Consider the following 26631-nt stretch of genomic DNA (forward strand, 5'->3'; position numbering starts at 1 on the left):
TGTGATGAGTCGGGACATAGTTGACATCTGAGTCGCGACATAGGTGACAAGTTACGAGAGAGAGTCCGGCCATCGGCCGGGCTCTCTCTCGTTGTTGCGCCAGTAGCTTTTGCTTGGGTCGATGGTGTTGGTCGCGATGATCTCTCCGGTGTTGAGGGAGATCACGGTGGTGCTGTGTTCGTCGGCGAGGATGATGACGCGTTTGCCTCGGTGGGTGGTGCCGATGCCGAGGTGGTGCATGCGCCCGGCGCGGCGGAAGCTGATCTTCCCGTCGGCGGCGACGTGGTCGTAGCGGAGGCGGTAGTGCGTCCGGTCCGTGTCTGGGGTCCCGGTGGGGGCGGCTTTTGGGGAGGCGGCGTAGGTGTCGGCCGGGGTTCTTCCGTCGAGCGCGCGGTGCGGTCGGCGCGTGTTGTAGTGTTCGCGGAACTCGTCGAGTTGGGTCTGCAGCTCGGCCGCGGTGCGGGCGCGGGGACGGGCGGCGAGCCAGCGTTTCAGGGTTTGATGGAAGCGTTCGATCTTGCCCTGGGTCTGGGGGTGGTTCGGGGAACCGTTCTTCTGGACGATGCTGAGCGCGGCGAGCGTGTATTCGAAGGCGTTTCTGCCTCCTCCGTGTCGGGCGGTGTAGACGCGTCCGTTGTCGGTGAGCGTGGACGCGGGCGGCCCGTGGGTGTCGATGCAGGTGAGGAACGTGGTGACGACGTCGTCGCCGGTGACGGGGTGGTGGACGGTGCAGGACAGCAGTTTTCGGGAGTGGTCGTCGAGCCAGTTCAGGATCTCGACGTCGGTGTCGTCCGCGAGGGGCCAGTGGGTGAAGTCGGACTGCCAGGTCTCGTTCGGTCGGGCGGCTTCGAAACGGAGGTAGGAGGAACGGGGGCGTTTGCGCGGCTCGGGGGTGACCAGCCCAGCGGTGTGCAGGATCCGGCGGATCGTGGACGTCGACGGGGCTCGTAGGCCTTCTTCTCGCAGATGCCAGGCGATCGTGACCGGGCCGGCATCGAGCCCGTTCGAGGTCAGCTGTTGGCGCAGTTCGATGACACGGTCGCGGACGCGGGTGGTCGTCGTCTGGGGCGAAGTCAGCGGAGCGCGCGAGTGTGGCTCGAGGCCATCCAATCCCTCTTTACGGTAGCGGGCGAGCAGCACGTGGAGATACTGGCGGGAGAGCCCGTACTCGCACGCAGCGGCGGTCACTGTGAGCTGTCCGGCGATGATCTTCAACACGACGACGCGATGCTTCGACATGCCTGAGTCTGTCGCCTATGACGCGACTCACGTGTCGCCGATCACCTGTCGCCTATGTCGTGAACCCAGACACCCTCAGGTCCACCATCTGGTCGAAGTTCGAACCCTGCCCCGCATCAACGCGGGGCAGGTTTCGTTCGTCGTGGAGGCTGCGATCGCCGACGAGGATCGTGGCGATGGCCTGCGTGGGCGTGATGGGCGCGGTGTCGTCTTCGAGAGTGATCCGGGCGAACAGTGCCCGGTTGAGCGTCCACCGTTCGCTCAGTCGGTCATCGATGTCGTCGGCGTCCGCGCCCTCGCATGGGGGCATGGACGAACTGTTCGCGTTAGAGGGGACCGACGAGCTGCGGCTTTGGGCCGCTGCGCGCCGGTCGGACGAAACGCGTCGGCTCCTGATCGACGACTTCGATCGATTGCGTGACTACAAGAACACGGTCGAGTGGAATCGATTGGTTCGCGTCACTGACGCGCTGTCGTTCGGGGGATCAGGCCTGATCGACGCGTATGCGGGCGGCTGCTCGCGCGCTCACGCGCTCGCCTGGTCGTCCTGCTCCGGGGTGGGTGCAAGGCCGGCGAGCGGGCCGTAGAAGTGGGAGGCGGTGCCCCCGCCGTCGATGAGGATGTCGCTGCCCGTGATGAATGCGCCGCGGTCGGTGAGGAGCAGTTCGGCGACGGTGGCGACCTCGTCGGGCGTTCCGGCGCGTCCAGCGGGGGCGAGTTCGAGCATGCGACGGTAGCCGGCCCCGTTGGCTCCGGCGAGTTCGTCGCGGGCGAGCGGGGTGATGATGATGCCGGGGCTGATCGCGTTCACGCGTGCCCTGCGCTCGCCCCACCGGACGGCCTCGGCCATGACGCGGAGGACGTTGGCGCGCTTGGAAATCTGGTAGGCGTGCAGCCCGTCGCTGAGGCTCTCGGGCTGCAGCATCGGCAGCTTCAGGAGGTCGTCGGCGGGGGTGGTCGCCAGCAGTCGGTCCTGCTCCGGCGTGAGGGCGGGCAGCCTGTGGCCGGACTGGGAGGCGATCACGACGCCCGCGCCGCCCGGCGCGATCACGTCCGAGAACTCGTCGAGGACGACGGCGGTGCCGTAGAGATCGACGTGCAGGATCTGGGCGATGCTGGCTTGGCTGGCCGAGACGCCGGCGGCGTGGATGACCGCGGCGACGTCGCCGAGTCGCGCGGCCTGTTGGGCCAAGGCGTGGACGGATTCCCGGGAGGACACGTCGACGACGGCGATGCTGGTGGTGAAGCCTGCGTCGGCGAGTACCTGGGCGGCGGCGTCGGCACCGTCCTGGTGGATGTCGGCCAGGAGGACATGGCGTCCATGGCTGACGCGACGGGCGATGGCCTGGCCGATGGACCCGGCTCCGATGACAACGGTGACAAGCGTCATGATGCTCCTTCTTCCCCGGCTCAATCGGAGAGCCTGCTTCGTTCCTTCGTACTAGCGTTCCTTCGAACCAGCGTCATCCGTGCGCGACTGGCGTGCCAGGCACCGTCAGTACCTCCCTGCGGAGCAAGCCGTCTCGCTCCGGGCAGCGGGCCGTGTGGTGACGGGTACTGATGAGGTCTGTCTCACCGACCGACGCGGTCGTAGCGGGGAGGGTATGGACAGCAGTGCTCAGGTGAGGGATTTCCTCAAGTCGCGTCGCGATCGTCTGCAGCCGGAGGACGTCGCCATCTCCGGCGGTCCGCGGCGCCGGGTGCCTGGGCTGCGCCGCGAGGAAGTCGCGATGCTGGCGGGGATGAGCGTGGAGTACTACATGAAGCTCGAGCGCGGCAATCTCCGCGGCGTGTCCGAGGGCGTGCTCGCCGCGCTCGGGCGCGCCCTTCGCCTGTCGGGCGAGGAGTACCGGCATCTGCTGGATCTGGCACGCGCAGCCAACACCGGCGCTGGTGGGCGTGCGGTCGCACCCACCCGCGGGGTGCGCCCGGCACTGCAGCAGATGCTCGACGCCGTCGCAGCGCCCGCGTGGGTGCGCAACGGCGACCTGTTGGCCGCGAATGCTCTCGGACGGGCCTTGAATGCGAGATCGGCCTCGGATGCATGGGGGCTGTCCCATGCCTTCGGACCTCCGACACCCCATGACGAGGCGATCCGTCTCCTCCGCGATGCTCACGACCTCGGCTACACGTTCTTCGACACCGCCGAGTCCTACACCGGCACTTACCCCGACGGCACGCTGTCGATCGACGAGGAGATCGTCGGGGAGGCGCTGCGTCCAGTGCGTGGCGAGGTCGTGATCGCCACCAAGTTCGGCGTCGAGATCACCGACCGGGGCCTGCGTACCGACAGCCGTCCCGAAACGATCCGCGCGTCCGTCGACGGCAGCCTGCGCCGCCTCGGCGTCGACCTCTCCTACCAGCACCGCCAAGACCCTGACGTACCGGTCGAACACGTCGCCATCGTCATGCAGGAACTGATCGACGCAGGCAAGATCGCCGCCTGGGCCTCTCCGAAGTGGACGAGGACGCGATCCGCCGCGCCCACGCCATCACGCCCGTGACCGCCGTGCAGAACCGCTACTCGATGCTCGACCGACACTACGAGAACGTCTTCGGCACGCTCGAAGACCTCTGCATCACCCTGGTCGCGTTCTCCCCGCTGGCCAACGGCTTCCTCACCGGACCGCAAGCCAAGGGTGCGCAGTTCGATCCGGCGACCGACTACCGTGCGCGCATGCCGCAGTAGTCCGACGAAGGCATCGACCACAATCAGCAGCTCCTAGACCTGGTCACCGGCCTCGCCACCGAGAAGTCCGCCACCCCCGCCCAGATCTCCCTCGCCGGGATGCTCGGCAAGCATCCGTGGATCGTGCCCGTCCCCGGCACCCGCGATCCCGGGCGTCTGCGCGAGAACGCCGGAGCAGCCGACGTGGACCTCAGCCGCGAAGAGATCGCACGCATCGACGCGGCACTCGACGCCCTGCCGACGCCAGTGGTGTTCGGCGGGTCCTCACGCGTCCGCTGACCCTCGCCTGGCCGTCTTCGCCGTCGGACCGGGCGTGCTCTGCGGCCCCGACAAGAGCGCACCGGCGTGGGCATGCGTCACGCGGGCGCCGTCGGCTCGGCGGAGAGGCGTTGCGCGAGGGCGATGACGAGGAGGGCGGCCAGGGTGAGTGCGGCGCAGACGAAGAAGATCCCCTGGTAGCCGGTCGGCGAGGCGGCTCCGATGCTGATGATGGGGCCGGAGATGATCGCGCCGATGCGGCGGGTGTTGGTGAACAGGCCCGATGCCAGGCCGGGTCGCGGGATGATCTGCTGGAAGAGGGTGAGGCCGATGCCCGCGACGATGCCGAAGAACCAGGCGTTGGGCACCTGCAGTAGCACGAGCGTCACGGGGTCGGCCGCGACGGCCATGCCTGCGTAGTAGGCGATCCCGGCGAGGCATCCGGTGATGATGAGAGGGAGACTGGAGAAGCGGAGGCTGAGTCTTCCGATGATCAGCAGGGCGGGGATCTCCAGCAGCGCCGAGACGCCGAGGGCGACTCCGGACCAGATCAGCGGCAGGTGCAGGCGCTGGGTGACGAACAGGCTCATGATCGACACGGCGGCGCTGTTCGTCGCCTGCAGGAGGACGAAGCCGACCACGACGGCGACGACGACCGTCCTGCCCACGCGGGCGCCGTCGTCCGCGGACGCGACGGCCGCCGAAGGCGCGTCGGGGGCGGAGCGCTGCCGGGACATCAGGATCGTGGTTGCGATGTTGAAGGCCGCGACCACGACCAGCACGGGCAGGATCGACCGGTTGCCGAAGGCGCCCATGATGATGGTCGCGAGCGGCGGGCCGGCGACCCAGGCGAACGAGACCACGGCGCGGGTGTTCATCACGTCCGACACGCGGGCGCCGGAGGCCTTGAGATGCGCGAACAGCAGCGACGAGCCGACTCCGGCGGGGCCGCCGAGGACGACGAGCGCGAGGACAGCGACGGGCAGCGCCGTCGTGAACGCGAGGACCCCGGCCAGGACGAGCGTGAGGACTCCGCACAGCAGCATCGGCCGCAGGTACTCGCGTTTCCGATCCGCGTATGCCGGCAGCACGAGCGACGCGATGAAGCCGCTGGTGTTGAAGACGGCGAGCACCCACCCGACCTCGGCCGGCGTCGCCCGGTAGAGGGCGACGAGCAGCAGGGCGAGCACCGGGTTCAGGAACGCGAACTGCAATCCCCAGAACAGGGCGGACGAGCCGACGAGCAGACGCCTCATCGGAGCTGGTCCGCGGGGCGCAGCAGGATCTCGTCGACGGCGACACGGTATCCGGCGGTGTGCAGGGCGCGGGCGGTGGCCGCGCCGATTCCGGAGGATGCTCCGGTGACGAACGCGACGCGGCGAGGGGTGTCACTCATCGGCGGGCTCTCGTCGGCTTCCGGTGCGCGCGCTGGTTTCCGCGACTTTTCTCGGTCATGATCCCTCGGTTCTCGACGCGACTTTCACGCTGGTATCCATCGTCCTTCCCACCGGCCGGCGGCGCCAGGTAATGCTGTTACCCCTCACGAGCGCGGACCGAGCGTTACAGCCGAGGCGTGGACAACCGTGCGAGGCCGTGATTTCCTGGTGAGCGGACGTGGCCCGCCTGCCCCCGAGCAGGTCGGTACCCTGGCTTCCCGACTCGATCTCCTCGGATCGGAGGACGACATGCTCTCCAACCGCTCGATGCCGGACGCGACCGTGGTGCCGGTTCTGGCCTATCGCGACGTGAACGAGGCGACGGAGTGGCTCTGCCGCGTGTTCGGCTTCACAGAGCGCTGGCGCATCGGAGATCACCGGGCGCAGCTGTCCTTCGGCGACGGCGCGGTGGTCGTCCGCGATGATGCCGGCCCGACGGGTGCGCAGCGCTGCTCGGTCATGGTCCGCGTCGCCGATGTCGATGCCCACTGCGCGCACGTGCGTTCCCTCGGGGCGGCGATCGCCGAGCCTCCGGCCGACCACGTGTACGGCGAACGGCAGTACTCCGTGGAGGACATCGGCGGGCACCGCTGGATGTTCAGCCAGACGATCGCCGACGTCGCCCCGGAGGAGTGGGGCGCCGTCTCGAACGAGCTCTGAACCGCCGCAGAACCGGAGGACATCCGTCCGCAACGGCGTGAAGCCGAGATGGATGGTGAGCAGCACCGCTGCGGCGCGAGTGCTCGACGGCCTTGGACCCTCAGGCTGAGACCGCGCCACTCGAGGTGACGCAGGTGGTCTCGTTCACGAAGGCGTACCGATGTCCGTTCGAATGAGTGTGAGGTGGCGTGGAAGATCCCCGGGGCCGAGGACCACGAAGCTGCCGTTCGGAGCTTTGATGGCAACCATCCATCTGTTCGAGACGGTGGCGAGGACTCGCCCTGAACCGGGCGATGTGTCAACCGTCACCGGGATCGTCACCGGCTTCGTCGGAGCGGCGGGCGGAGGGCCCCCGAAGTTCAAACCCCATGACACGACGGCTATCTCGTCTTCGGTACCGAACTCGAGGGTGTGGACTTCGAGGCGAGGTGTCGTCGTTGCCTTGATCTCGTAGACGAATCTGGTCTGCGAGATCGGGGTCGGGCTGCCGTATGTCGCCGGTCCCCAGGTGACTTCGGGATTCATAGTCGAAAGCCGATAAAGCGGCGGAAGAGTGTTGCTCGCAAGGAATTCGGCGAGCATCGCCTTCCGCCGTTCGGCCTCTTCCGCCGACACGGGAGCGCTCGTCATCGGCTGTTCGTTGCTGGTCATGGCGCCGCCTTTCGAGGCTGCTTCGGCCTTATCCGACCCAAGCCCTGGTGCTCGGGTATTCGATCGGGCGACTCTAAACGATTCGAACGCTCGGCATGCGAAGCGTGTCGCGGACGCGTTCGCTCAAGGGCTCGGCGAGTTCGATGACGACCTGCTCGGGTCATCGGCCAGAAAGAGTGGATGGGTCGGGCGCGTCAGTGCTCGCCGATCCAGTCTGACCGGCGCCAGAGGCGTTCTGCGGCGTCGAAGCCGATTTCCGCGGAGCACCGGTCCGTCAGGCGTTTCGCCGGTGAGCGTGGGTCGCATGGCGGGTGCCGGTGAGCGGGCGAGGTCGAGCGGGTGGATCGGGAGCTCGCGGCGGGTGAGGAACCGCTCGACCGCCGGCTGAGGTGCGAGGATCCGGTCTCCGTGAACGCGGCTGAGGCTGGTTCTTCGTCGGAGAATCCCCGAGAATGGAGCCGTAGAACGGCGGATCACTTCAGCTTCGGGGCGGAGGCTCAGCAGATGCTGAGTCCTGACCCCGTCCACGTCCGAACACCACCGAGATCCGGAGGAGAGACCGATCATGGGCGACGACTTCGCGATCGGCGACCACGTCCGCTGGAACTCCGAGGCCGGAGAGGTCACCGGCGTCATCGTGAAGAGGCACACCAGCGACACCGAGTACAAGGGCCACATGCGCCGCTGCAGTCCCGAGGACCCGCAGTACGAGATCAGGTCCGATAAGACGGACCACGTCGCCATGCACAGGGCCGGCGCGCTGCATCGTATTCGCTGACCGAGAGCCAGTGCGTGGACGAGCCCGGCGAGATCTGGACGATCGGGCACTGGACCTGCCCGATCCCCGATTTTCTCGCGCCCCTCGACGAGCACCGGATCGAACTGCTCGTCGACGTGCGCGCCCACCCCGGCTCGCGCCGCAATCCGCAGTTCGGCTCCGACGCCATGTCGCAGTGGCTGCCGGAGAACGGCGTCGACTACCTGAGACTGCCCAGGCTCGGCGGGAGGCGGCAGCGCCAGACGGGTGTCGATCCTGTGGTCAACGCCGGCTGGAAGAACGCCAGTTTCAGGAACTACGCCGACTACACCCTCACGGATGAGTTCCGCCAGGGTCTCGAGGAGCTCACCGGGCTCGCTCGAGAGCGCCGCACGGCCATCATGTGCGGCGAGCCGATGCCCTGGCGGTGCCACCGCCTCCTGATTGCCAACGCGCTGAGCGCGCAGGGGTGGGCCGTCCACCACCTCATCGCCGGGCAGGCCGCGCGAGAGCACGTCCTCGGCCAGTGGGGCGCGACACCATCAGTCGAAGAGGACGGCCGCGTGACCTACCCGGAGCGGCCGGAGGAAGGAGCTCCCCGGGAACGCCGCTGAGTCACGGCGTCAGGGCCGTCCGGGTGCGGAGCCCTTGACACGGCGGATGATCGGAATCGAGTCGGCGAGCACGTCGCGGACCACGGTCGCCGACGTCGCCCCAGAGGAGTGGGGCGCCGTCTCGAACGAGCTCTGAACCGCCGCAGAACCGGAGGACGTCCGTCCACAACTGCGTGAAGCGGACCGCCAGTATCGGGCGGGGCGGAGATCCTGTCAATCCCGATCACAGTTCGGTGCGACGGGTGTGGAGTGGTGTCGCGTGCTCGCAGAGGCGAGACGGCGCGGGAGGAGACGATGCGAAACGGGCGACGCATGAGACGCGCGACGAGGAGCCACGCGATCGGCCGGTACGCGCGGGACGTCCGCACCGGCCGGCTGGAGCGGTCGCTGTCCGCACTCACGGCGGTGGGGGCGCTGGTCACGGCGGGGGAGATCTACTTCGAGCACGACAAGGCGAGCTTCGGGAACCGGTGGATGTGGGTCCCCGTCGCCCTCGGCCCGGTCGGCGCCATCGCGGGGCTGTCCGGCGTGGCGAGCAGGCGGGCCGCGAAGACGCTCCTCCCGATCGCGTCGGCCACGATCGTGGCGAACGGGCTGCAGGGCGCCTGGCTGCATGCGCGGGGCGTCGCGCAGAAGCCCGGCGGGTGGCACAACTTCCGCTACAACGTCGAGATGGGGCCGCCGCTGCTCGCTCCCCTCCTCGTGACGCTGGTGGGCGGCATGGGCCTCCTCGCCGCCGCACTGAGGCGGGAGAAGTGAGCGCCGGCAGCGGGACCGCGCGCGACGACCTGCCGGAGCGGTTCCCCGGCTTCCACGTCCTCGATCAGGCGCCGCATTGGGACGACGCGACCCGAGCCGTCGTGGAGGCGCGCACGGGCGGCCGGGAGGAGATCCGCTTCTTCGACACCAGGGAGGAGGGCACCGCGACCGCATTGTTCGACCTCCTCCTGGACCAGGATCCGCAGCACCGGCTGGTGCCGGTGACCGCGATGGTCGACGCGCGGCTCGCGGACGGGCAGACCGACGGCTGGCACTACGACTGCCTGCCCGAGGACGGAGAGGCCTGGCGGACGAGCCTCGCCGCGCTGGACGACGAGGCGCAGGAGCGGCATCAGCGGGCGTTCGCCGCGTGCGACGACTCCGCGAAGCGGGAGATCCTGGAGTCCGTCCGCGCCGGCGACGGCCTGTGGCGCGGCCTCGATCGTGCGTACCTGTGGAGCCTGTGGACGCGGTACGCCTGCACCGCCTTCTACAGCCACCCCGCGGCGTGGGACCAGATCGGCTTCGCCGGGCCAGCCTTCCCCCGCGGCTACAAGAACCTCGGCGTCGACCGGCGCGAGCCGTTCGAGGTCGCCGACACGCGCCCCGACGAGATGCCGCAGGTGCAGGCGCAGCGATGAGCACCGGCGTCAAGGATCGCAACGCGTCCGCCTGGCTGCTCATGCCGGACGGCTCCCGTGCCGAGCCCCGGCTGCTCGAGCGGATGCGGCGCTTCCGCGACGCCGACGAGGTCGACATCGCGATCGTCGGCTGCGGGGCGGGCGGATCGGTGCTGCTGCAGCGGCTGGCGCGGGCCGGCTGGAGCGCCGTCGGCTTCGACGCCGGCCCGTTCTGGGATCCGGCCCGCGACTGGGTGAGCGACGAGGCGGGCTCGCACCACCTGTACTGGACGGAACCGCGCCAGATCGGCGGTGCGGACCCGGTCCCGCTCGGCTCGAACAACTCCGGACGCGGGGTCGGCGGCTCGATGGTGCACTACGCCGGCTATGTGCCGCGCTTCCACCCGAGCGACTTCCGCACCCTGGAGATCGACGGCGTGGGCGCGGACTGGCCGATCGCCTACGACGGGCTCGCGCCGTACTACGCCGACCTCGAGCAGGAGCTGCCGGTGGCGGGGGAGGACTGGCCCTGGGGCGAGCCGCACCGCTATCCGCACCGCCCGCACCCGGTGTCGGGCAACGGCGAGGTGTTCCTGCGCGGAGCGCTCGCCGCCGGCGTCACGGCGAAGGTCGGCCCCGTCGCCATCACGAACGGCCGGTTCGGCCACCGCCCGCACTGCATCTACCGGGGATTCTGCCTGCAGGGATGCAAGGTGAACGCGAAGGCCTCTCCGCTGATCACCCACCTCCCCGACGCCATGGACCGCGGCGCCGAGATCCGCCCCGACAGCATGGTGACCTCGATCGGGATCCACCCGCGGACGGGCCGGGCAACGGGCGTGCACTACCTGAGGGACGGCGTCCCGAGGTTCCAGCGGGCCCGGATGGTCGCCGTCGCCGGATACTCGATCGAGACGCCGCGGCTGCTGCTCAACTCGACATCGCCGCGATTCCCGGACGGGCTCTGCAACGACTTCGACCTCGTCGGACGGTACCTCATGGTGCAGGGAGCGCCGCAGACCGCGGGCCGATTCCCGCAGGAGATCCGGATGTGGAAGGCGCCGCCGCCCGAGGTGAGCACGGAGGAGTTCTACGAGACCGATCCGGATCGGCCGTACAAGCGCGGCTTCTCGATCCAGACGGTCTCGCCCCTGCCGATCACCTGGGCCGAGCACGTCATCGCGCAGGGGCACTGGGGTGCGGATCTGCGCCGCTACGTGTCGGACTACGTGCATTGGGCGTGCCTCGGCGCGCTCTGCGAATTCCTGCCGCTGCCCGGCAACCGGGTGACGCTCGCAGACGAGAAGGACAGGTACGGCCTCCCCGTCGCGCACTTCTCCTACACGCAGTGCGACAACGACCGCGCCCTGCTCCGCGCCGCTCAGGCCGCGATGGAGCGGATCCTGGAGGCCGCGGGAGCGCAGGAGACCATGACCGTGCAGCGGTACGCGCACCTCGTGGGCGGCGCCCGGATGGCCCGCGACGAGCAGCACGGGGTGGTGGACGGCGACTGCCGATCCTTCGCCGTGCCGAACCTGCTGATCACGGACGGGAGCGTCCTGCCCACGCAGGGGAGCGCGAACCCGGCCCTCACCATCATGGCGGTCGCGGCCCGCGCGGCCGCCCGCCTGCGCGAACGACCGGAGCGGTGATCCGCGACGCGGATCCGATCCCCACGACAACCGCATACCGGCGACCGGCTCGGCAACAGGCTCGGCGTCAACCAGAACCACAACAAGGAGGGACATCATGGCGGCAACGGTCAGCGACTTCATCATCGAGCGCATCAGGGAGTGGGGCGTGCGCCGCGTCTTCGGATTCCCGGGCGACGGGATCGGAGAGTTCGACGGCGCCCTCGGCAAGGCGGAGCGGGCGGGGGAGGGACTCGAGTACATCCGCCCGACGCACGAGGAGGTCTGCGCCCTCATGGCGACGGCGCATGCGAAGTTCACCGGAGAGGTCGGCGTCTGCATCGCGACCTCCAGCCCCGGCGGCTTCCACATGCTCAACGGGCTGTACGACGCGAAGATGGACAACCAGCCGGTCGTCGCGATCGTCGGGCAGCAGGGGCTGAACTCCTTCGGCACGTTCACCCAGCAGGAGAGCGATCTGGAGCGCACCTTCGCGGACGTCGCCGCGTACGTGCAGACGATCGTCTCGCCCGAGCAGGCGCAGGCCGTCGTCGACACCGCCTTCCGCGTCGCGATCACCCGCAAGCAGCCGACCGTGATCGTCTTCCCGCACGACGTGCAGGGCATGAAGATGGTTCCGCCGGGGGCGGAGCTGTGGATGTCGCGCTCGAGCGCCGTCGCCCCCTCGACCGCGATCGCCCCGCCCGAGGAGCAGCTGCGCGCGGCCGCGGACATCATCAACGCGGGAGAACGCGTGAGCTTCCTGGTCGGCGCCGGAGCCACCGGGGCGACCGCCGAGGTGCTCGCGGCCGCGCGGCTCGCCGGCGCCGGCGTGATCACCTCCCTGCGCGGCAAGGACGTCGTCCCCGGCGACCTCCCCTTCCACACCCAGCAGCTGGGGCTGCTGGGCTCCCGGCCGAGCTACGAGCAGATGAAGGAGTGCGACACGCTCGTCCTGCTCGGGACGAACTATCCGTACGGGCAGTTCCTGCCGGCGACCGGTCAGGCCAGGGCGGTGCAGGTGGATCTCCGTCCAGAGCAGCTGGGGCTCCGCTATCCGACCGAGGTGAGCATCTGGGCCGACGTGAAGACGACGCTGCAGGCGCTCGTGCCGCTCCTACGGCAGAAGACCGACCTGTCGTGGCAGCAGGGGATCGCCGACAGCATGCGTGACTGGGACAAGGCGCTCGCGGTGCAGGCCGAGCAGACGTACTCGGACGGGGTGAACCCGCGCCGCCTGTACTCCGAGCTGAACTCGCGCCTGCCGGCCGGCGCGATCGTCACCGCGGACGCCGGCACGACTGCAGACTGGTACGGGCAGTACATCCGCATGCGCGAGGGCATGCGCGGCGACCTCTCCGGACGGCTGGCCACCATGCTCGCGGCCATGCCCTACGCCGAGGCGGCCAAGTTCGCCTATCCGGACCGGACCGTGGTGTGCACGATCGGCGACGGCGCCTTCCAGATGCTCGGCCTGAACGAGCTCATCACCGTCAAGAAGTACCTGTCGCGCTGGGAGGATCCGACCTTCATCGTGCTCGTCGTGCACAACGACGACCTCGCCCAGGTCTCCTGGGAGATGCGCACGGAGGACGGCAACCCGCTGTGGTCGACCTCGCAGGACGTCGAGTCGGTGGACTACGCCGGCTGGGCGCAGCTGCTCGGCTTCCAGGGGATCACCGTGACCAGGGACGACCACGTCGGCGCCGCCTGGGACGCGGCGTTCGCGCATCGCGGCGTCACCGTGATCGACGCGCACACCAGCCGCAACGTGCCTCCGCTGCCCCCGCACATCACGCTCGAGTTCGCCAAGAACGTCGGCGAGGCCCTGCTGAAGGGGGACCCGCAGAGCGCCGGGGTGATCAAGGACTCGGCCACGGCACTGTTCACGCAGGGGCTGGAGCGCGTCAAGGACGCGCTGCACCTCGATGGCGACGGCGAGAAGGGGCATGATGCGGACCGGCGCTGAGCCCACCGTCGACGCCATCCGCGCCGACCTGTTCCGGGTGCCGACGGCGACCGGGGCGCGGGAGCGTCCGGAGAGCGACGGCACCCTCACCTGGAACGCGACCGGGGTCCTCGTCGTGCGGCTCACCGCGGGCGGCGCCACCGGCCTCGGGTACGCCTACACGTCGCCCGCGGCGCTCGCCGTCGTGGAGCACACGCTGTGGGAGGCCGTCCGCGGCAGGGATCCGCTGGACACCCGGGGCGCGTACCGGGCCATGGCCCGTGCGGTGCGGAACGCGGGCTGGGCCGGCGTCGCGGCCGGCGCGATCAGCGCACTCGACATCGCCCTGCACGACCTTGCCGCCCGGATGCTGGACGTGTCCCTGACCGGCCTCCTCGGCGGCGGCCGGATGAGCGTCCCCGCGTACGGCAGCGGAGGATTCACCGACTACTCCGACGACGAGCTCGCGGAGCAGCTGGGCTCGTGGGCGGCGGCAGGACTCCGCGCCGTCAAGATGAAGATCGGATCCCGCCCCGCGCAGGATCTGCATCGGGTGCAGGTGGCGCGCGAGGCGATCGGCGACGGCACCGAGCTCTTCGTCGACGCGAACGGGGCCTACCAGCGCAAGCAGGCGCTCGCCCAGGCCGAGCGCTTCGCCGCCGAGGGGGTGACCTGGTTCGAGGAGCCGGTCTCGAGCGACGATCGCGAGGGGCTGCGGCTGCTGCGGGATCGGGTGCCCGCGCCGATCCGGATCGCCGTCGGCGAGTACGCCTACACGCCCGCCGACTTCCGCGATCTGCTCCGGGACGGCGCGGTGGACGTGCTGCAGGCGGACGCCACCCGCTGCGGCATCACCGGGTTCGGCGTCGCGGCGGCCCTGTCCCGGGCGTTCGGCGTCCCGCTGAGCGCGCACACGGCGCCGGCGCTGCACGCGTCCGTGTGCGCCGCCTACGACGAGGTGCTCAACATCGAGTACTTCCACGATCACGTGCGCATCGAGGGCCTGTTCTTCGACGGCGGCCCGTTCCTCGTCGACGGCGATCTCGTGCCCGACCCGACCGCACGAGGGCACGGCCTCCTGCTCAAGGAGCCGGACGCGGAGCCGTACCGCACCGGCCGGTTCGTCGCCGGCGGTGGCGGCAGCGGGTGAGATCGGGCGGTCGCGGCGCCNCCCGGCGGGCCGGTTCGGCGACGTTCCGCCCCGCGGGAATGCGGATATCGGATGCGCAACGGAAGGAGATTCGGATGGACCTGGACGGCGAGTGCGTGGTGGTGACCGGAGGCAACAGCGGGATCGGGGCGGCGATCGTGCGGGCGGTGGCGGCGGCGGGCGCCGCGGTGATCATCGACTACCGCGCGCGCCCCGAGGACACCGCCGACCTGGTGCAGGAGATCACGGGCGCCGGCGGCAGGGCGGTCGGCGTCGAGGCGGATGTCAGCACACCGGCAGGGATCGACGAGCTGGTCTCCGCAGCGGTCGATCATTTCGGACGGCTGGACGCGTTCGTGAACAACGCGGGGATCGAGAAGCGGCACAGCATCCTGGAGGTCACCGAGGACACCTTCGATCAGGTGATCGCGGTGAACCTGCGGAGCGCCGTGTTCGGAACCCAGCGTGCCGCGCAGCGCTTCATCGAGCAGGGCACCGGCGGCGTGGTGATCAACGTGTCGTCCGTGCATGAGGACTGGCCCATGCCGGGCAATCTGAGCTACTGCGTCTCGAAGGGCGGCATGCGCATGCTCGCCCGCACGGCCGGAGTGGAACTGGGGCCGCACGGCGTCCGCGTGGTCAACGTCGCCCCCGGCGCGGTGAACACCCCGATCAACGAGCAGACCATGAAGGACGACGCCCTGCGGCACAAGCTCGAGGGAACCATCCCGCTCGGCAGGGTGGCCGACCCCGCGGAGATCGGCGACGTCGTCGCCTTCCTCATCTCGGAGAAGGCCCGGTACGTGACCGCGACGACCGTCTTCGTCGACGGCGGGATCATGCAGGGAAGCACCGGCCTGTGAGCGTGCGGCGCATCGAGGACTACGCCCTGATCGGCGACCTGCACACGGGCGCGATGGTGTCCGTCACGGGATCCGTGGACTGGCTCTGCTTGCCCCGGTTCGACTCGGCGGCCTGCTTCGCCGCGATGCTGGGCGACGAGTCGGCGGGACGATGGCGGATCGCCCCGCGCGGCGCCGAGCGCTGCACCCGGCGGCGCTACCGCGGCGACACGCTGATCCTGGAGACCGAGTGGGACGGCCCGGACGGGGAGGTCCGCGTGACGGACTTCATGCCCGTCCGGGATCACGCCGCGGATCTGGTGCGGATCGTGGAGGGCGTCTCCGGCGAGGTGCCGATGGAGATGGATCTGGCGCTGCGTTTCGACTACGGGCACGTCGTGCCATGGGTGACGGCCACCGACGGAGGCGCCCATGCGGTCGCCGGCCCCGACGCCGTTCTCGTCACCAGCGACGTCCCGATGCGCGGGCAGGACCTGCGCACGGTGGCCGACTTCACGATCCGCGCGGGGGAGCGGGTGAGCGTCGTGCTCACCTGGTTCCCGAGCCACGAGCGGCAGCCCGTCCCCGCCGACCCGGACGAGGCCCTGCGCCAGACCGAGTCGTTCTGGACCCGGTGGAGCGCCCAGAGCACCGCGTACGGGCCGCACCGCGACGCGATCCAGCGCTCGCTGATCACGCTCAAGGCGCTCACGTACGAGCCCACCGGCGGGATCGTCGCCGCCCCCACCACGTCACTGCCCGAGCAGCCGCAGGGGCCGCGCAATTGGGACTACCGGTTCTGCTGGCTCCGCGACGCGACCCTCGCCCTGCAGTCGCTCATCACCGCCGGCTACATCGACGAGGCCAAGGCGTGGCGGGACTGGCTGCTCAGGGCGGTCGCCGGGAATCCGGCGCAGCTGCGCATCATGTACGGCCTCGACGGCCGCCGACGGCTGCCGGAGGAGACCCTGGACTGGCTGCCCGGGTTCGACGGCGCCACCCCCGTCCGGATCGGGAACGCCGCCTCCGACCAGCTGCAGCTGGACGTCTGGGGCGAACTGCTCGACGGCCTCGCCCTCACCAGGGGCACCATCGGGGCCGGCGACGACGCGTGGGCGGTGCAGCGCGCGCTGCTGCAGCACCTCGGCGAGATCTGGGATCAGCCGGACAACGGCCTGTGGGAGATGCGCGGCCCGCGCCGGCACTTCACCCACTCCAAGGTCATGTGCTGGGTGGCAGTGGACCGGATGGTCAAGAGCGCCCGCCAGGACAAGCTGTCCGGCAGCGTCCGCACCTGGGAGCGGCTGCGCGCCAGGATCCGGCGGGACATCCTGGAGCACGGCTACAACGCATCCATGAACTCGTTCGTGCAGTGCTACGGATCCAAGCAGCTCGACGCCTCGCTGCTGCTGATCCCGCGTGTCGGCTTCCTGCCGCCCGACGATCGGCGCGTGCTCGGGACGATCGAGGCGATCCAGCGCGATCTCACCGAGGACGGGCTCGTGCTCCGGTACCGCCCGGAGAAGAGCGACGACGGGCTGCCCGGTACCGAGGGGGTGTTTCTGGCGTGCTCCTTCTGGCTCGTCGACGCGCTGATCGGGGCGGGCCGGCGTGACGAGGCGGAGGAGCTGTTCACCCGCCTGCTCGCTCTGCAGAACGACGTCGGCCTGCTGAGCGAGGAGTGGGACGTGCGCGGAGCGCGCCAGCTGGGGAACATGCCGCAGGCGTTCAGCCATTTCGCCCTGGTCCGCGCGGGCTACCACTTCCTGGCCGGCGGCACGTCCACCACCGAGGACCGCATCCCCGTCGACACGTCGAAGAAGCCGGACGGCGCCGGGGGCGGCCGCTGAGGCGGTTCAGGCGCTCCTGGCGTACCGGAGCAGCAGCTCGTCGCCGGACGCCAGGATCGCGGCGAGGCGCATCGGCGTGGGCAGGGCCTCGGGGTCGTGTGCGATCCGCGGCGCGGATCCCGCCTCCACCGTGGGGGCGAGCGTGAGGCACAGCTCGTCGACGGCGCCCGCGGCGAGGAAAGCGCCGAACAGGGTGGGGCCGCCCTCGGCGTGGATGCGGGCGTGTCCGCGGTTCTCCAGGTCGCGGCGCACAGCCCACGGGTCCACGGCGGTCCGGCCCGCGTCCACGATGTCGGCGACCTCGCCGAGGACCTTCCTGCGGGTTTCCGGGGCGCTCGCCGCGGTGTACACGATCGGCCGGACCGGGGCCTCGGCGAAGATCGCCGAGGCCGGGTCGAGGTCGAGTCGTCTCGTGACGAGGGCGAACGCGGGCTGCGGGCGCAGACCGTGCGCGCGGCGCCAGGCGACCGCGTCATCGGCGAGCCTCATCGCGCCGTATCCCTCGACGCGCGCGGTCCCGGCGCCGAGCAGCACGACGTCCGCCCAGCGGCGCAGGAGCTCGAAGACCCGCCGGTCGGCGGGGTCGCCCAGACCGCCCGAGCGGCCGTCCCTCGTCGCCGCGCCGTCGAGGCTGGAGATGAAGTTCATCCGCAGCCACGGCGAGGGCGGCGGCCGGTACGCGGCCAGGAGCTGCTGGTCGGTGAGGTCCCGCGCCGGCTCCGGCCAGATCGCGTCGATCGCGGCGCTCATCCCGCACCCACCGCCGTCGCGTCCGCCGGCGACCGGAACCCGTAGGCGGCGAAGGGCTCGACGGTCCCGGCGGCGAGCCGCTCCAGGACCGCGCGCTCGTGCGGAGGCATGCGCGCGGGCAGCGCGGCGAGCGGGAACCAGGCGATCTCCGCGCACTTGTCCGGCTCGGCGATGCGGGGAGCGCCGTCCCAGCGCTCGGCCGTGAAGAACCAGTCCACCCGCTGTTCCCGCGCGTCCGCCGTGCCGTCGGTGCGCTGCAGCACGGTCAGCGGGATCAGCGCTTCGGGCGCGAGCACGACCGCGAGCTCCTCCGCGGCTTCGCGGCAGGCCGTCGCCGCGGCGCTCTCACCGGGCTCGACGTGGCCGGCGACGGCCGCCGCCCACGTGCCGTCCATGTAACCGGTGTTCTGCCGCAGCTGCAGGAGCACCTCGTCGCCGCGGCGCAGGTAGACGTAGGCGGCGGGGATCAGGGCGAAGGGCTCGCGCATCAGCACTCCTCCTCGCCCGTCACGCCCCGGTCCCGTCCGGCGGGGTCCGCCTGGCCGCGGCCGACCGGCTCGGGATGCACGATGACGCAGCAGCGGCCGTCCCCGGGGGCGAGCTCGGCGCGAGCCGGGTCGTCGCCGGATCCCTCGAGGGCACCGCCGATGAAGGCCCTGTTGAGCGTGCAGACCAGACCGCGATGGTCCGCCATGACGCTGTGGAACGGGCAGTTGCGCAGGATGAGGTCGTCGTCCGCCGTGACCTCGGGCTCGTATCCGGCGGCGGAGAGCGCGGAAGGGATGTCCGAACCGGCCTGACCGAGCGCACGGCCCTCCGTCTCCGCCGCAGCGGTCAGCGCGGCGCGGAACCGCTCCGAGGAGTCGGCGTCGGCCGCGGTCGCCAGGATCTGCGCGAGCAGGCTGTAGTTGCGCGGCGGCAGGGTGACCGTCAACTCGCGCGGGCTGCGGGCGTAGTGCTTCGCGGGGCGACCGGCGCCGGGTCCGGTCCGTCCGTTCACCCGGGCGCGGCTGACGGTGAGGAGCCCGGCGTGCGCGAGTTTGTCGAGGTGATAGGCCGCGAGGGTGCGGCTGATGCCCGTGGCGTCGGCGGCGGCCTCGCGGGTCACCGGATGCGGCTGGGCGGAGACGAAGTCGTAGAGCCGCCGGCGCATCTGGTCCGCCAGGAGCCCGACGTCGCCGAGGTCTCCGCGAGGGGTCGGTGCGTTCATCCGGTCCGCTCCCTTCTGTTGAGTCGATTCTAAAGCAAACCGATCTTGACGAGCACTGCTGTGGGCTGTCATTCTAAAAGATATTGAGACTCTGGTTAGAGGAGCGGATCATGTTCGAGAGTGCGGAAAGATGACGGCCCTGTCGTCGCTGCGGGAGATCTCCGATCCCGCGAGGGCGCGTCATGACGGCCGCGAGCCGGAGAAGGACCTGGCGCGTGCCGAGCTCGCCGCCGAGGAGTTCCTGGACGCGCTGGGCATGGACCTGTCCTCGGAGCATCTCAGAGCCACCCCGCGCCGGATGGCGCAGGCGTGGGCGGAGATGCTCACCCCGAGGCCCTTCGACCTCACGACCTTCCCCAACGAGGAGGGCTACGACGAGCTCGTGATGGTGCGGGACATCCCGGTGCGCTCGGTCTGCGAGCATCACCTGCTGCCGTTCACCGGTCGCGCCTGCGTCGGCTACCTGCCGGGCGAGCGCATCGTCGGGCTGTCGAAGCTCGCACGGATCGTGGAGCACTTCGCGTGTCGCCCGCAGACGCAGGAGCGCCTGACCAAGCAGGTCGCCGACTGGCTGCAGTCCGACCTCGCTCCGCAGGCGGTCGGGGTCGTCATCACCGCCGAGCACTCCTGCATGATCCTCCGCGGTGCGCAGGCGATCGGATCCCGCACCGTGACGTCCACGCTCCTGGGCAGACTGCGGGACGACCCGCGATCCCGGCAGGAGTTCCTCAGCCTGTGCGGCACCACGGTCACCGGCTGAGCAGACGGGAAGACGAAGGAGAACTCATGGAAGCAGTGCAGAACGTCGTCATCGTCGGGGGCGGCCTCGCCGGCGGGAAAACCGCCGAGGCGCTGCGGGAGCAGGGCTACGCGGGGAGGATCGACCTGATCGCCGCCGAGGACCATCTGCCGTACGAGCGGCCGCCGCTGTCCAAGCAGTACCTGGCCGGGAAGACCCCGTTCGAGGAAGCCGTGCTGCACCCCGAATCCTGGTACCGGGAGAACCAGGTCACCGTGCACCGGGCGACCAGGGCGACCACGATCGACACCGCGGGCCACCGCGTGACCCTGGACGACGGCACCGCCCTGCCGTACGACAAGCTCGTCCTCGCGACCGGATCGACCGTGCGGCGCCTTCCGCTGGAAGGGGCCGATGCGAGCAACGTGCACTATCTCCGCACCGTGGAGGACTCCGACCGGATCAGGGACGTGTTCGGCGAGGGCAGGCGGCTGACGATCGTCGGCGGCGGGTGGATCGGCCTGGAGGTCGCCGCGGCGGCGCGGGAGGCCGGAAACACGGTCACCATCCTGGAAGCCGCGGAACTGCCGCTCGTGGGGGTGCTCGGGGCCGACATCGCCGCGGTCTTCGCCGAGCTGCACGCCGCCCACGGCGTGGACCTGCGCACCGGGGTGCGTCTCGCGCGCTTCGTCACGTCCGAGGGCAGGGTCGTGGCCGCAGAGCTGGACGGCGGCGAGCGCATCGAGACGGACGCCGTCGTGATCGGCGTCGGCGTCGCTCCCGCGGTCGGCCTCGCCGAGCAGGCCGGTCTTGCGGTCGACAACGGCGTGCTGGTCGACGCGTCGCTGCGCAGCAGCGATCCCGACGTCTACGCGGTCGGCGACATCGCGAACCACGACCATCCGGTCCTGGGGCGCCGGGTGCGGGTGGAGCACTGGGCGACCGCGCTGAACCAGCCGGCGGCGGCCGTGGCCGCGCTGCTCGGCGGCGATGCCTGGTACACCGAGCTGCCGTACTTCTTCAGCGACCAGTACGAACTCGGCTGCGAGTACATCGGCTACGCGCCCCCGGGATCCTACGACCGGGTGGTCGTGCGCGGGGACCTGCCAGGGCGGGAGTTCGTGGCGTTCTGGCTCGACGACGCGGACCGCATCGTGGCGGCGATGAACGTGAACGTGTGGGATGTCGTCGACGAGATCAAGCCGCTGATCGCCGGCCGCAAGAGCGTCGACGCGGACCGCATCACCGACCCCGGCGTGCCCTATGCGCAGCTCTGAGGCGACGACCGCCCCGGGGTCCTCTGCACCGGCCTCCTCTGCACCGGCCTCCTCTGCACCGGCCTCCTCTGCACCGGCTCCCTCTGCACCGGCTCCCTCTGCGGAAGGGGCCGCGCATCCGCTCGACCTCCGGAACCGGGTGACGGTGATGGCGGTGATCAACCGCACGCCGGACTCCTTCTACGACCGGGGGTCGACCTTCCTCCTGGACCGGGCGGTGGAGCGATCGCTCTGCGCGCTGGACGCGGGAGCGGACTGGCTCGACATCGGGGGAGTGCCGTTCGGCCGCGGACCGGCGGTGTCGCCCGCGGAGGAGATCGACAGGGTCGTCCCGGTCGTCGAGGCCGTCCTGCGGGAGCGCCCGGAGGCGGTGATCTCAGTCGACACCTACCGAGCCGACGTCGCCGACGTGGCCGCGGCCGCGGGCGCGCGTGTGATCAACGACACCAGCGGTCTCGTCGACCCCCGGATGACCGCGGTCGTCGCGCGCCGAGGCGCCTACGCGGTGCTCTGCCACAGCGCCGGCCGTCCGCGCGAGGAGAAGCCGCTCGCCCGCTACCACGACGTGGTGGCCGAGGTGCGCGCCTTCCTGCAGGATCGGGTCGCGCTCGCCGAAGCCGCCGGGATCCCGAGGGATCGGCTCATCGTCGACCCCGGGCACGACCTGGACAAGAACACGCTGCACTCGCTCGAGCTCACCCGCCGCCTGGGGGAGCTCGCGGAGCTCGGACTGCCGGTGCTCGCGGCCGTGTCGAACAAGGACTTCATCGGCGAGGCCGTGGACCGGCCGCAGGGCGAGCGCGTGTACGCGTCGATCGCCGCGATGACGGCGTGCATCCTCGCGGGGGCGCGCATCGTGCGGATGCACGACGTCGTGGCCGCCGTCGACGCCGCGCGCATGTCGGAGGCGATCCTCGGCCTGCGCCCGCCCGCCCGCGTGGAGCACAACACTCATCCGACGCGCAACGTCTGATCCGGTGACCGCCGCCAGGGTCCGGCATCCGGGCATCGCTCCCTGCCGGTATGCCTGACGGGCTACCACTCGCTGCGGTCCTGAGCCGCCTGCAGGTCGCGGTAGGCGCGTTCCACGTCGCGCGTCACGGTGCCGCCGCGGTGCAGGATCTCGCGCGGGAACCAGGCCCAGAGCAGGAAGCGCCGCACACGCGCGGGCCCGGGTTCGCCGGTGCGCCCGACGTGCGGCGCGGCCGCGGAGCTGCTCACGCGGACGCGGAAGGAGGATTCGGAGGCGGTGATCTCGGTCATGTCCGCAAAGTTACGATGCATAAGATCCCGCCACCAGATGGCGGAAGGACTGTTGCCGTAAAGATCCCGCCAGTACACTCGGAGACATGCTGCACAGCATCGCGCTTCCGGTCATCGACGGGCTCGCCGTCTTCGAGTTCGGGCTTCTCACCGAGGTCTTCGGACTCGATCGCAGCGTGTACTCCGACGTTCCCGCCTTCGACTTCCGGGTCTGCGGGCTCGAGGCGGGACGGCCCGTGACCACGCAGGTGGGCGCCCAGGTCATTCCGGCGCACGGGCTCGACGTGATGGAGCACGCCGACGTCATCGCGGTGCCCGCGGCCCGGGTGCGGCCCGCGGAGGAGTACCCCGCCGAGCTGCTGGACGCGCTGCGCCGCGCCGCCGACCGGGGGGCCATCATGCTGAGCGCCTGCTCCGGGGCCTTCCTGCTCGGTGCGGCCGGTCTGCTCGACGGCCGGCCGTGCACCACGCACTGGCGGTACGCCGAAGAGCTGCAGCAGCGCTATCCCAGCGCCCGCGTCGACCCGGACGTGCTGTTCGTGGACGACGGGAACCTGGTCACGAGCGCGGGCACGGCGGCGGGCATCGACGCCAGCCTGCACCTCGTTCGGCGCGAGCTGGGCAGCGCCGTGGCGAACGTGATCGCCCGCAACATGGTCGTGCCGCCGCAGCGCGACGGAGGCCAGCGGCAGTACATCAGCCGGCCGGTTCCCGAGGCGGAGTGCGATGCGCTCGTCGACGTGCTCGCGCACATGAACGACCGGCTGGCCGAGCAGCACTCCGTCGCCTCTCTCGCCCAGCGCGCGCACATGTCCACCCGCACCTTCGCGCGGCGCTTCGTCGCCGAGACCGGCGTGACGCCCATGCAGTGGCTGACCGCGCAGCGTGTGCTGCAGGCGCGGCTGGCGCTCGAGACGACGGACGCGTCGATCGAGGAGATCTCGGCCTCCGTCGGCTTCGGCAGCGCCACGCTCTTCCGCCACCACTTCACCCGCGAGGTCGGGATCGCGCCGAGCGCGTACCGGCGGTCGTTCGCGCGGGCGGACGCGGATCCTCTCCTCGTCGGGTAGCACAGCGCGCTCCGATCCCAGGGGATTCACAGCTTCGCCCGGCGTCACTTCCACGCCGTCACCCACTCCTGGTAAGTGAGGCTCGCCGACAGCGAGCACCGCTGTCGTGAGGGGGCATGCATGGGCGAGGACGGCTGGATCGCCGGCGAGCCGGTCCTCGCGCGACGTCCGCTGCGGCTCGGAGCGGCGTGGTCGCTCGAGGTCATCCGGGACGTGGTCGAACGCGAACTCGAACTCGAACCCGAGGCGCTCCGCGATCCACGGCGATGGGATGCGATGATGGATCCGCCGGCGAGGTCCTCGTCCGAGGACTCCCGCTCGGGAGGATGACGCCGGCTCGTCTCGCCGACCGGGCGCGGCTCGCAGGAGGACGAATGACGGACGCCCGCACGGATGCGGAGCTGCTCTCGGCCGTCCGCGGCGGGGACGCCGGCGCCTTCCAGGCGCTGTGGGAGCGCCACTTCGACGCCGGGCTCCGCTGTGCGCGGCGGATCCTTCCGGCCCGGGCGGAGGATCTGGTCTCGGAATCCTTCCTCGCCATCTACCGGCAGCTGACGCTCGTGCGCAACGGCCCGGAATCGGCCTTCCGCGCCTACCTGCGAGCCGTGATCCGAAACACCGCGGTGCACTGGCGCAACGAGGCCGAGCACGTCGTCGACACCGATGAGGTCGTGCAGATCGACTGGCGGGACGGGCTCAGCGCGCTGGAACGGGAGGCCGATTCGGCGGACGTCGCCGCGGCGTTCGCACAGCTGCCGGAGCGCTGGCAGCGCGTGCTCTGGCTCGCCGAGGTCGCCGAGGTCAGCCGCACCGAGATCGCCCGCGAGTTAGGGATCACCCCGAACGCGGTGTCCGCGCTGCAGCGCCGCGCCCGCACCGGGATGAAGTCGCGGTGGCTGGCCAGGCAGGTCCCCGCTGCGCTGCGTGAGGATCCCGCGCACATCGCCCGGCTTCTCCCGCAGCATCTCGCCGCACCGGGGAACGCGACGCTGGCCGCCCAGGTCGCGGCACACATCGTCGCCTGCGTCACCTGCGCGGATCTGCTCCACGGGATGCGAGGCGCGGCCGGCCGGGTGCAGGGCAGAGCGCTGTCCGCGGCGCTGCTCGGCGCGGTCGGGATCGGCCTCCCCGTGACGGCGGCCCTCACTCCGGCCCCGGCCGCGGCGGCAGTCCTCACGGCTGCGGGAGCCGGGGCGATGGCGCGGCTCGCCGCGGCCGGGATCGCGGCCGCGCTGCTCGGCGCGGTGGTGCTGCCCGCTTCGGAGTCGCAGGCACCGCAGACCGCGCCCCCGGCTGTCGCGGCGACCCCGTCGGCTCCTGCTCCGCTGGTCGCTCCCACGGCGTCGGAGGCTGCGGGCCCCGACCCGGCGCCCGGACGTCCCGCCGCGCCGCCACCGGACCCGGTCCGGGCGAACGCGCCTCCGCAGGCCGCGCCCGCGCCGCTGCCGACAGCACCGGCACCGACGACGGTCCCGCGGACGCTGACGATCACGGCAGGCATCGCTCCGGTCATCCAGGCGAACGTCGGCCTGTCGGCACCGGACGGCTCGCCCGGATCCGTTCAGGCGTCCCTGACCGTCCCCGCGCTGACCCAGGTGGCCGGCGCCGCGGGGCTGACGACCTCGCCGGGCGGCGTGCTCGGATCGACCGTGTCGATCGTGGACCAGCTCGTGACGCCGCTCACGGGGCCTTGACGTCTCCTCAGTGCTGGGAGAGGTAGAGCACGCCGATGCCGACGACGACCACCGCGACGAGGATCATCCCCCAGACCGGCGCGCCGTACACCTCCCTGAGCAGCCAGGGCGTCCGGTAGTCGGCGCGATTGCGGCGCCGGCCGCGCTGACGGTTCATGACGTCCGCCCCTGATCGACGACGAGGTCCTCCGGTGCTGTCCCCATACGCCGATGCAAGCACGCCGCCCCAGGCAACCGCTGTGAATCGTCCCCCTCGGATCGCCGGCCCGACTGCCGGCCCGGGGAACAGCGAGGCGACGCGCGACGTTGCACTCGGGCGTGGAGTTCCTCGACAGCATCGTGATCGGAGCAGGGCAGGCGGGGCTGTCGGCCTCGTATCACCTGCGGCGCCTGGGCGTCGCGCACGTCGTGCTCGACGCGGACGCGGCACCGGGCGGCGCCTGGCAGCATCGCTGGGACGCGCTCACGATGCAGGACGTGCACGGCGTCGCCGAACTGCCCGGCTCGGTCCCGCCGCCGCGGACGACCGCACGGGCGAATCGCGCCGTGCCGGCGTATTTCGGCGGGTACGAGCGGGCGCACGGCCTTCCGGTGATCCGACCGGTGCACGTGGATCGCGTCGACGACGAAGACGGGATCCTGGCCGTCCACGCCGGAGAGCGCATCTGGCTGTCACGCACGCTGATCAACGCGACAGGGACCTGGACCCAGCCGTTCCTGCCGCACTATCCGGGGATGGAGACCTTCCTCGGCGAGCAACTGCACACGGTCGACTATCCGGGTCCGGAGCACTTCCGAGGCAAGCGGGTGCTCGTGGTCGGCGGCGGGGCGTCGGCGGTGCAGTTCCTCGGCGCGCTCGCCCCGCTCACCGACGTGCTCTGGGCGACGCGCACCCCGCCGGTGTGGCGGACCGGCGACTTCACGCCCGAGGCGGGCGCGGCCGCGGTCGCCCTCGTCGAGCAGCGGGTCGCGCAGGGGCTTGCGCCGCAGAGCGTGGTCAGCGTCACCGGGCTCATGCTGCGTCCGCAGGAGCAGGAGGCGGCGCGGCTCGGCGTCTACGACGCGCGCCGCCCGATGTTCCAGCGCATCGAGCCGGACGGCGTGCGCTGGGCCGACGGATCCTTCGAACCAGTGGACGCGATCCTGTGGGCGACCGGGTTCCGTCCCGCGATCGGGCACCTCGCGCCGCTGCGCCTGCGCAGCGAACGCGGCGGGATCCAGCTGGACCGCCACGGGCGCGGCACGACGGCGGTGAAGGATCCGCGGATCCAGCTCGTCGGGTACGGGCCGTCCGCGAGCACGATCGGGGCGAACCGCGCCGGTCGGACGGCCGCCAGGGGAGTGCAGCGCCGGCTCGCGGCGCACGAGCATACCCTGACCTTCACCGGTCCCTGACCTTCCCCGGTCCTTAGCCTTCCCCGGTCCTTAGCCTTCCCCGGTCCTTAGCCTTCCCCGGTCCCTAGCCTTCCCCGGTCCCTGAGCCTGTCGAAGGGACGCGTGCCGGCGTGCGCCCGACGAGGGCTC

General features: G+C 71.0%; 29 protein-coding genes and 1 pseudogene. 19 read left to right on the forward strand and 11 right to left on the reverse strand.

Features of this window, described 5'->3' with window-relative positions; translation table 11 throughout:
• Positions 1-51 precede the first annotated feature (51 nt).
• On the reverse strand, positions 52-1239 hold the full coding sequence (locus ACTJJZ_RS04910; RefSeq protein WP_440719109.1) for an IS481 family transposase: 1188 nt from the start codon (positions 1237-1239) through the stop codon (positions 52-54).
• 52 nt (positions 1240-1291) lie between these two features.
• The gene (locus ACTJJZ_RS04915; protein ID WP_440720070.1) at positions 1292-1549 is read right to left on the reverse strand and encodes a hypothetical protein; all 258 of its coding nucleotides are present in this window, start codon (positions 1547-1549) and stop codon (positions 1292-1294) included.
• On the opposite strand from ACTJJZ_RS04915, the gene ACTJJZ_RS04920 reads away from it, so the two are divergent.
• A complete protein-coding gene (locus ACTJJZ_RS04920; protein WP_440720071.1) occupies positions 1548-1826 on the forward strand; it encodes a hypothetical protein in 279 nt (92 codons plus the stop codon). The two genes, ACTJJZ_RS04915 and ACTJJZ_RS04920, sit on opposite strands and share 2 nt — an antisense overlap.
• Here ACTJJZ_RS04920 and ACTJJZ_RS04925 read toward each other — a convergent pair.
• Entirely contained in the window at positions 1766-2629 is an 864-nt protein-coding gene (locus tag ACTJJZ_RS04925; protein ID WP_440720072.1) for an SDR family oxidoreductase, read from the reverse strand. The two genes, ACTJJZ_RS04920 and ACTJJZ_RS04925, sit on opposite strands and share 61 nt — an antisense overlap.
• A gap of 214 nt (positions 2630-2843) precedes the next feature.
• On the opposite strand from ACTJJZ_RS04925, the pseudogene ACTJJZ_RS04930 reads away from it, so the two are divergent.
• Positions 2844-4207 (forward strand): annotated as a pseudogene (locus tag ACTJJZ_RS04930) (aldo/keto reductase).
• A 77-nt stretch (positions 4208-4284) separates the two neighbouring features.
• Here the strand turns inward: ACTJJZ_RS04930 and ACTJJZ_RS04935 are convergent.
• A complete protein-coding gene (locus ACTJJZ_RS04935) occupies positions 4285-5442 on the reverse strand; it encodes an MFS transporter (RefSeq protein ID WP_440720073.1) in 1158 nt (385 codons plus the stop codon).
• Positions 5439-5582 (reverse strand): SDR family NAD(P)-dependent oxidoreductase, encoded by a 144-nt coding sequence (locus ACTJJZ_RS04940; protein WP_440720074.1) that lies wholly within the window; start codon positions 5580-5582, stop codon positions 5439-5441. The genes ACTJJZ_RS04935 and ACTJJZ_RS04940 overlap by 4 nt, the downstream gene beginning before the upstream one ends.
• A gap of 289 nt (positions 5583-5871) precedes the next feature.
• Here ACTJJZ_RS04940 and ACTJJZ_RS04945 point away from each other — a divergent pair, with 289 nt between their 5' ends.
• Positions 5872-6282: a VOC family protein gene (locus ACTJJZ_RS04945; RefSeq protein ID WP_440720075.1), complete on the forward strand. Its 411-nt coding sequence runs from the start codon at positions 5872-5874 to the stop codon at positions 6280-6282.
• A gap of 144 nt (positions 6283-6426) precedes the next feature.
• On the opposite strand, the gene ACTJJZ_RS04950 is transcribed toward ACTJJZ_RS04945, so the two are convergent.
• Positions 6427-6933: a hypothetical protein gene (locus ACTJJZ_RS04950; RefSeq protein ID WP_440720076.1), complete on the reverse strand. Its 507-nt coding sequence runs from the start codon at positions 6931-6933 to the stop codon at positions 6427-6429.
• Between the two features lie 565 nt (positions 6934-7498).
• Here ACTJJZ_RS04950 and ACTJJZ_RS04955 point away from each other — a divergent pair.
• From ACTJJZ_RS04955 to ACTJJZ_RS04995, 9 genes are all read left to right on the forward strand, one after another.
• Positions 7499-7711, forward strand: coding sequence for a DUF2945 domain-containing protein (locus tag ACTJJZ_RS04955; protein WP_440720077.1), 213 nt, complete (start codon positions 7499-7501; stop codon positions 7709-7711).
• A gap of 14 nt (positions 7712-7725) precedes the next feature.
• Positions 7726-8304 (forward strand): DUF488 domain-containing protein, encoded by a 579-nt coding sequence (locus ACTJJZ_RS04960; protein WP_440720078.1) that lies wholly within the window; start codon positions 7726-7728, stop codon positions 8302-8304.
• 312 nt (positions 8305-8616) lie between these two features.
• On the forward strand, positions 8617-9063 hold the full coding sequence (locus ACTJJZ_RS04965; protein ID WP_440720079.1) for a hypothetical protein: 447 nt from the start codon (positions 8617-8619) through the stop codon (positions 9061-9063).
• Positions 9060-9704: a gluconate 2-dehydrogenase subunit 3 family protein gene (locus ACTJJZ_RS04970; protein ID WP_440720080.1), complete on the forward strand. Its 645-nt coding sequence runs from the start codon at positions 9060-9062 to the stop codon at positions 9702-9704. Before ACTJJZ_RS04965 ends, ACTJJZ_RS04970 begins: the two co-directional genes overlap by 4 nt.
• Positions 9701-11335, forward strand: a complete 1635-nt coding sequence (locus tag ACTJJZ_RS04975; protein ID WP_440720081.1) for a GMC oxidoreductase — start codon at positions 9701-9703, stop codon at positions 11333-11335. Before ACTJJZ_RS04970 ends, ACTJJZ_RS04975 begins: the two co-directional genes overlap by 4 nt.
• 97 nt (positions 11336-11432) lie before the next feature.
• The gene (locus tag ACTJJZ_RS04980; RefSeq protein WP_440720082.1) at positions 11433-13283 is read left to right on the forward strand and encodes a thiamine pyrophosphate-requiring protein; all 1851 of its coding nucleotides are present in this window, start codon (positions 11433-11435) and stop codon (positions 13281-13283) included.
• Positions 13264-14412, forward strand: a complete 1149-nt coding sequence (locus ACTJJZ_RS04985) for an enolase C-terminal domain-like protein (RefSeq protein ID WP_440720083.1) — start codon at positions 13264-13266, stop codon at positions 14410-14412. The genes ACTJJZ_RS04980 and ACTJJZ_RS04985 overlap by 20 nt, the downstream gene beginning before the upstream one ends.
• A 95-nt stretch (positions 14413-14507) precedes the next feature.
• Complete coding sequence (locus ACTJJZ_RS04990; protein ID WP_440720084.1) at positions 14508-15275, forward strand: glucose 1-dehydrogenase; 768 nt, start codon at positions 14508-14510, stop codon at positions 15273-15275.
• Positions 15276-15277: 2 nt separating this feature from the next.
• A complete protein-coding gene (locus ACTJJZ_RS04995; protein WP_440720379.1) occupies positions 15278-17104 on the forward strand; it encodes a glycoside hydrolase family 15 protein in 1827 nt (608 codons plus the stop codon).
• Positions 17105-17110: 6 nt separating this feature from the next.
• On the opposite strand, the gene ACTJJZ_RS05000 is transcribed toward ACTJJZ_RS04995, so the two are convergent.
• From ACTJJZ_RS05000 to ACTJJZ_RS05010, 3 genes are read right to left on the reverse strand one after another with little or no spacing between them, the layout of a single operon-like run.
• On the reverse strand, positions 17111-17854 hold the full coding sequence (locus tag ACTJJZ_RS05000; RefSeq protein WP_440720085.1) for a pyrimidine reductase family protein: 744 nt from the start codon (positions 17852-17854) through the stop codon (positions 17111-17113).
• Positions 17851-18342 (reverse strand): NUDIX domain-containing protein, encoded by a 492-nt coding sequence (locus tag ACTJJZ_RS05005; RefSeq protein ID WP_440720086.1) that lies wholly within the window; start codon positions 18340-18342, stop codon positions 17851-17853. Before ACTJJZ_RS05005 ends, ACTJJZ_RS05000 begins: the two co-directional genes overlap by 4 nt.
• The gene (locus ACTJJZ_RS05010) at positions 18342-19064 is read right to left on the reverse strand and encodes a helix-turn-helix transcriptional regulator (RefSeq protein WP_440720087.1); all 723 of its coding nucleotides are present in this window, start codon (positions 19062-19064) and stop codon (positions 18342-18344) included. The genes ACTJJZ_RS05005 and ACTJJZ_RS05010 overlap by 1 nt, the downstream gene beginning before the upstream one ends.
• 130 nt (positions 19065-19194) lie before the next feature.
• On the opposite strand from ACTJJZ_RS05010, the gene folE reads away from it, so the two are divergent.
• From folE to folP, 3 genes are all read left to right on the forward strand, one after another.
• Entirely contained in the window at positions 19195-19824 is a 630-nt protein-coding gene (gene folE / locus ACTJJZ_RS05015; RefSeq protein WP_440720088.1) for a GTP cyclohydrolase I FolE, read from the forward strand.
• Between the two features lie 26 nt (positions 19825-19850).
• Entirely contained in the window at positions 19851-21080 is a 1230-nt protein-coding gene (locus ACTJJZ_RS05020; protein ID WP_440720089.1) for an NAD(P)/FAD-dependent oxidoreductase, read from the forward strand.
• Between the two features lie 148 nt (positions 21081-21228).
• Positions 21229-22053 (forward strand): dihydropteroate synthase, encoded by an 825-nt coding sequence (folP, locus tag ACTJJZ_RS05025; RefSeq protein ID WP_440720090.1) that lies wholly within the window; start codon positions 21229-21231, stop codon positions 22051-22053.
• A gap of 62 nt (positions 22054-22115) precedes the next feature.
• Here the strand turns inward: folP and ACTJJZ_RS05030 are convergent, their stop codons facing one another.
• The gene (locus ACTJJZ_RS05030; protein WP_440720091.1) at positions 22116-22343 is read right to left on the reverse strand and encodes a hypothetical protein; all 228 of its coding nucleotides are present in this window, start codon (positions 22341-22343) and stop codon (positions 22116-22118) included.
• 86 nt (positions 22344-22429) lie between these two features.
• Here ACTJJZ_RS05030 and ACTJJZ_RS05035 point away from each other — a divergent pair, with 86 nt between their 5' ends.
• From ACTJJZ_RS05035 to ACTJJZ_RS05045, 3 genes are all read left to right on the forward strand, one after another.
• A complete protein-coding gene (locus tag ACTJJZ_RS05035) occupies positions 22430-23413 on the forward strand; it encodes a helix-turn-helix domain-containing protein (protein WP_440720092.1) in 984 nt (327 codons plus the stop codon).
• A 120-nt stretch (positions 23414-23533) separates the two neighbouring features.
• On the forward strand, positions 23534-23743 hold the full coding sequence (locus ACTJJZ_RS05040) for a hypothetical protein (RefSeq protein ID WP_440720093.1): 210 nt from the start codon (positions 23534-23536) through the stop codon (positions 23741-23743).
• 44 nt (positions 23744-23787) lie between these two features.
• Complete coding sequence (locus tag ACTJJZ_RS05045) at positions 23788-25107, forward strand: RNA polymerase sigma factor (protein ID WP_440720094.1); 1320 nt, start codon at positions 23788-23790, stop codon at positions 25105-25107.
• Positions 25108-25114: 7 nt separating this feature from the next.
• Here ACTJJZ_RS05045 and ACTJJZ_RS05050 read toward each other — a convergent pair whose 3' ends face one another.
• The gene (locus ACTJJZ_RS05050; protein WP_440720095.1) at positions 25115-25264 is read right to left on the reverse strand and encodes a hypothetical protein; all 150 of its coding nucleotides are present in this window, start codon (positions 25262-25264) and stop codon (positions 25115-25117) included.
• Between the two features lie 161 nt (positions 25265-25425).
• On the opposite strand from ACTJJZ_RS05050, the gene ACTJJZ_RS05055 reads away from it, so the two are divergent.
• Positions 25426-26502 (forward strand): NAD(P)-binding domain-containing protein, encoded by a 1077-nt coding sequence (locus ACTJJZ_RS05055; RefSeq protein ID WP_440720096.1) that lies wholly within the window; start codon positions 25426-25428, stop codon positions 26500-26502.
• The last annotated feature ends 129 nt before the right edge of the window (positions 26503-26631 follow it).

This window comes from Microbacterium sp. 22242 (assembly GCF_052045495.1).
In the GTDB taxonomy this organism is placed as follows: domain Bacteria; phylum Actinomycetota; class Actinomycetes; order Actinomycetales; family Microbacteriaceae; genus Microbacterium.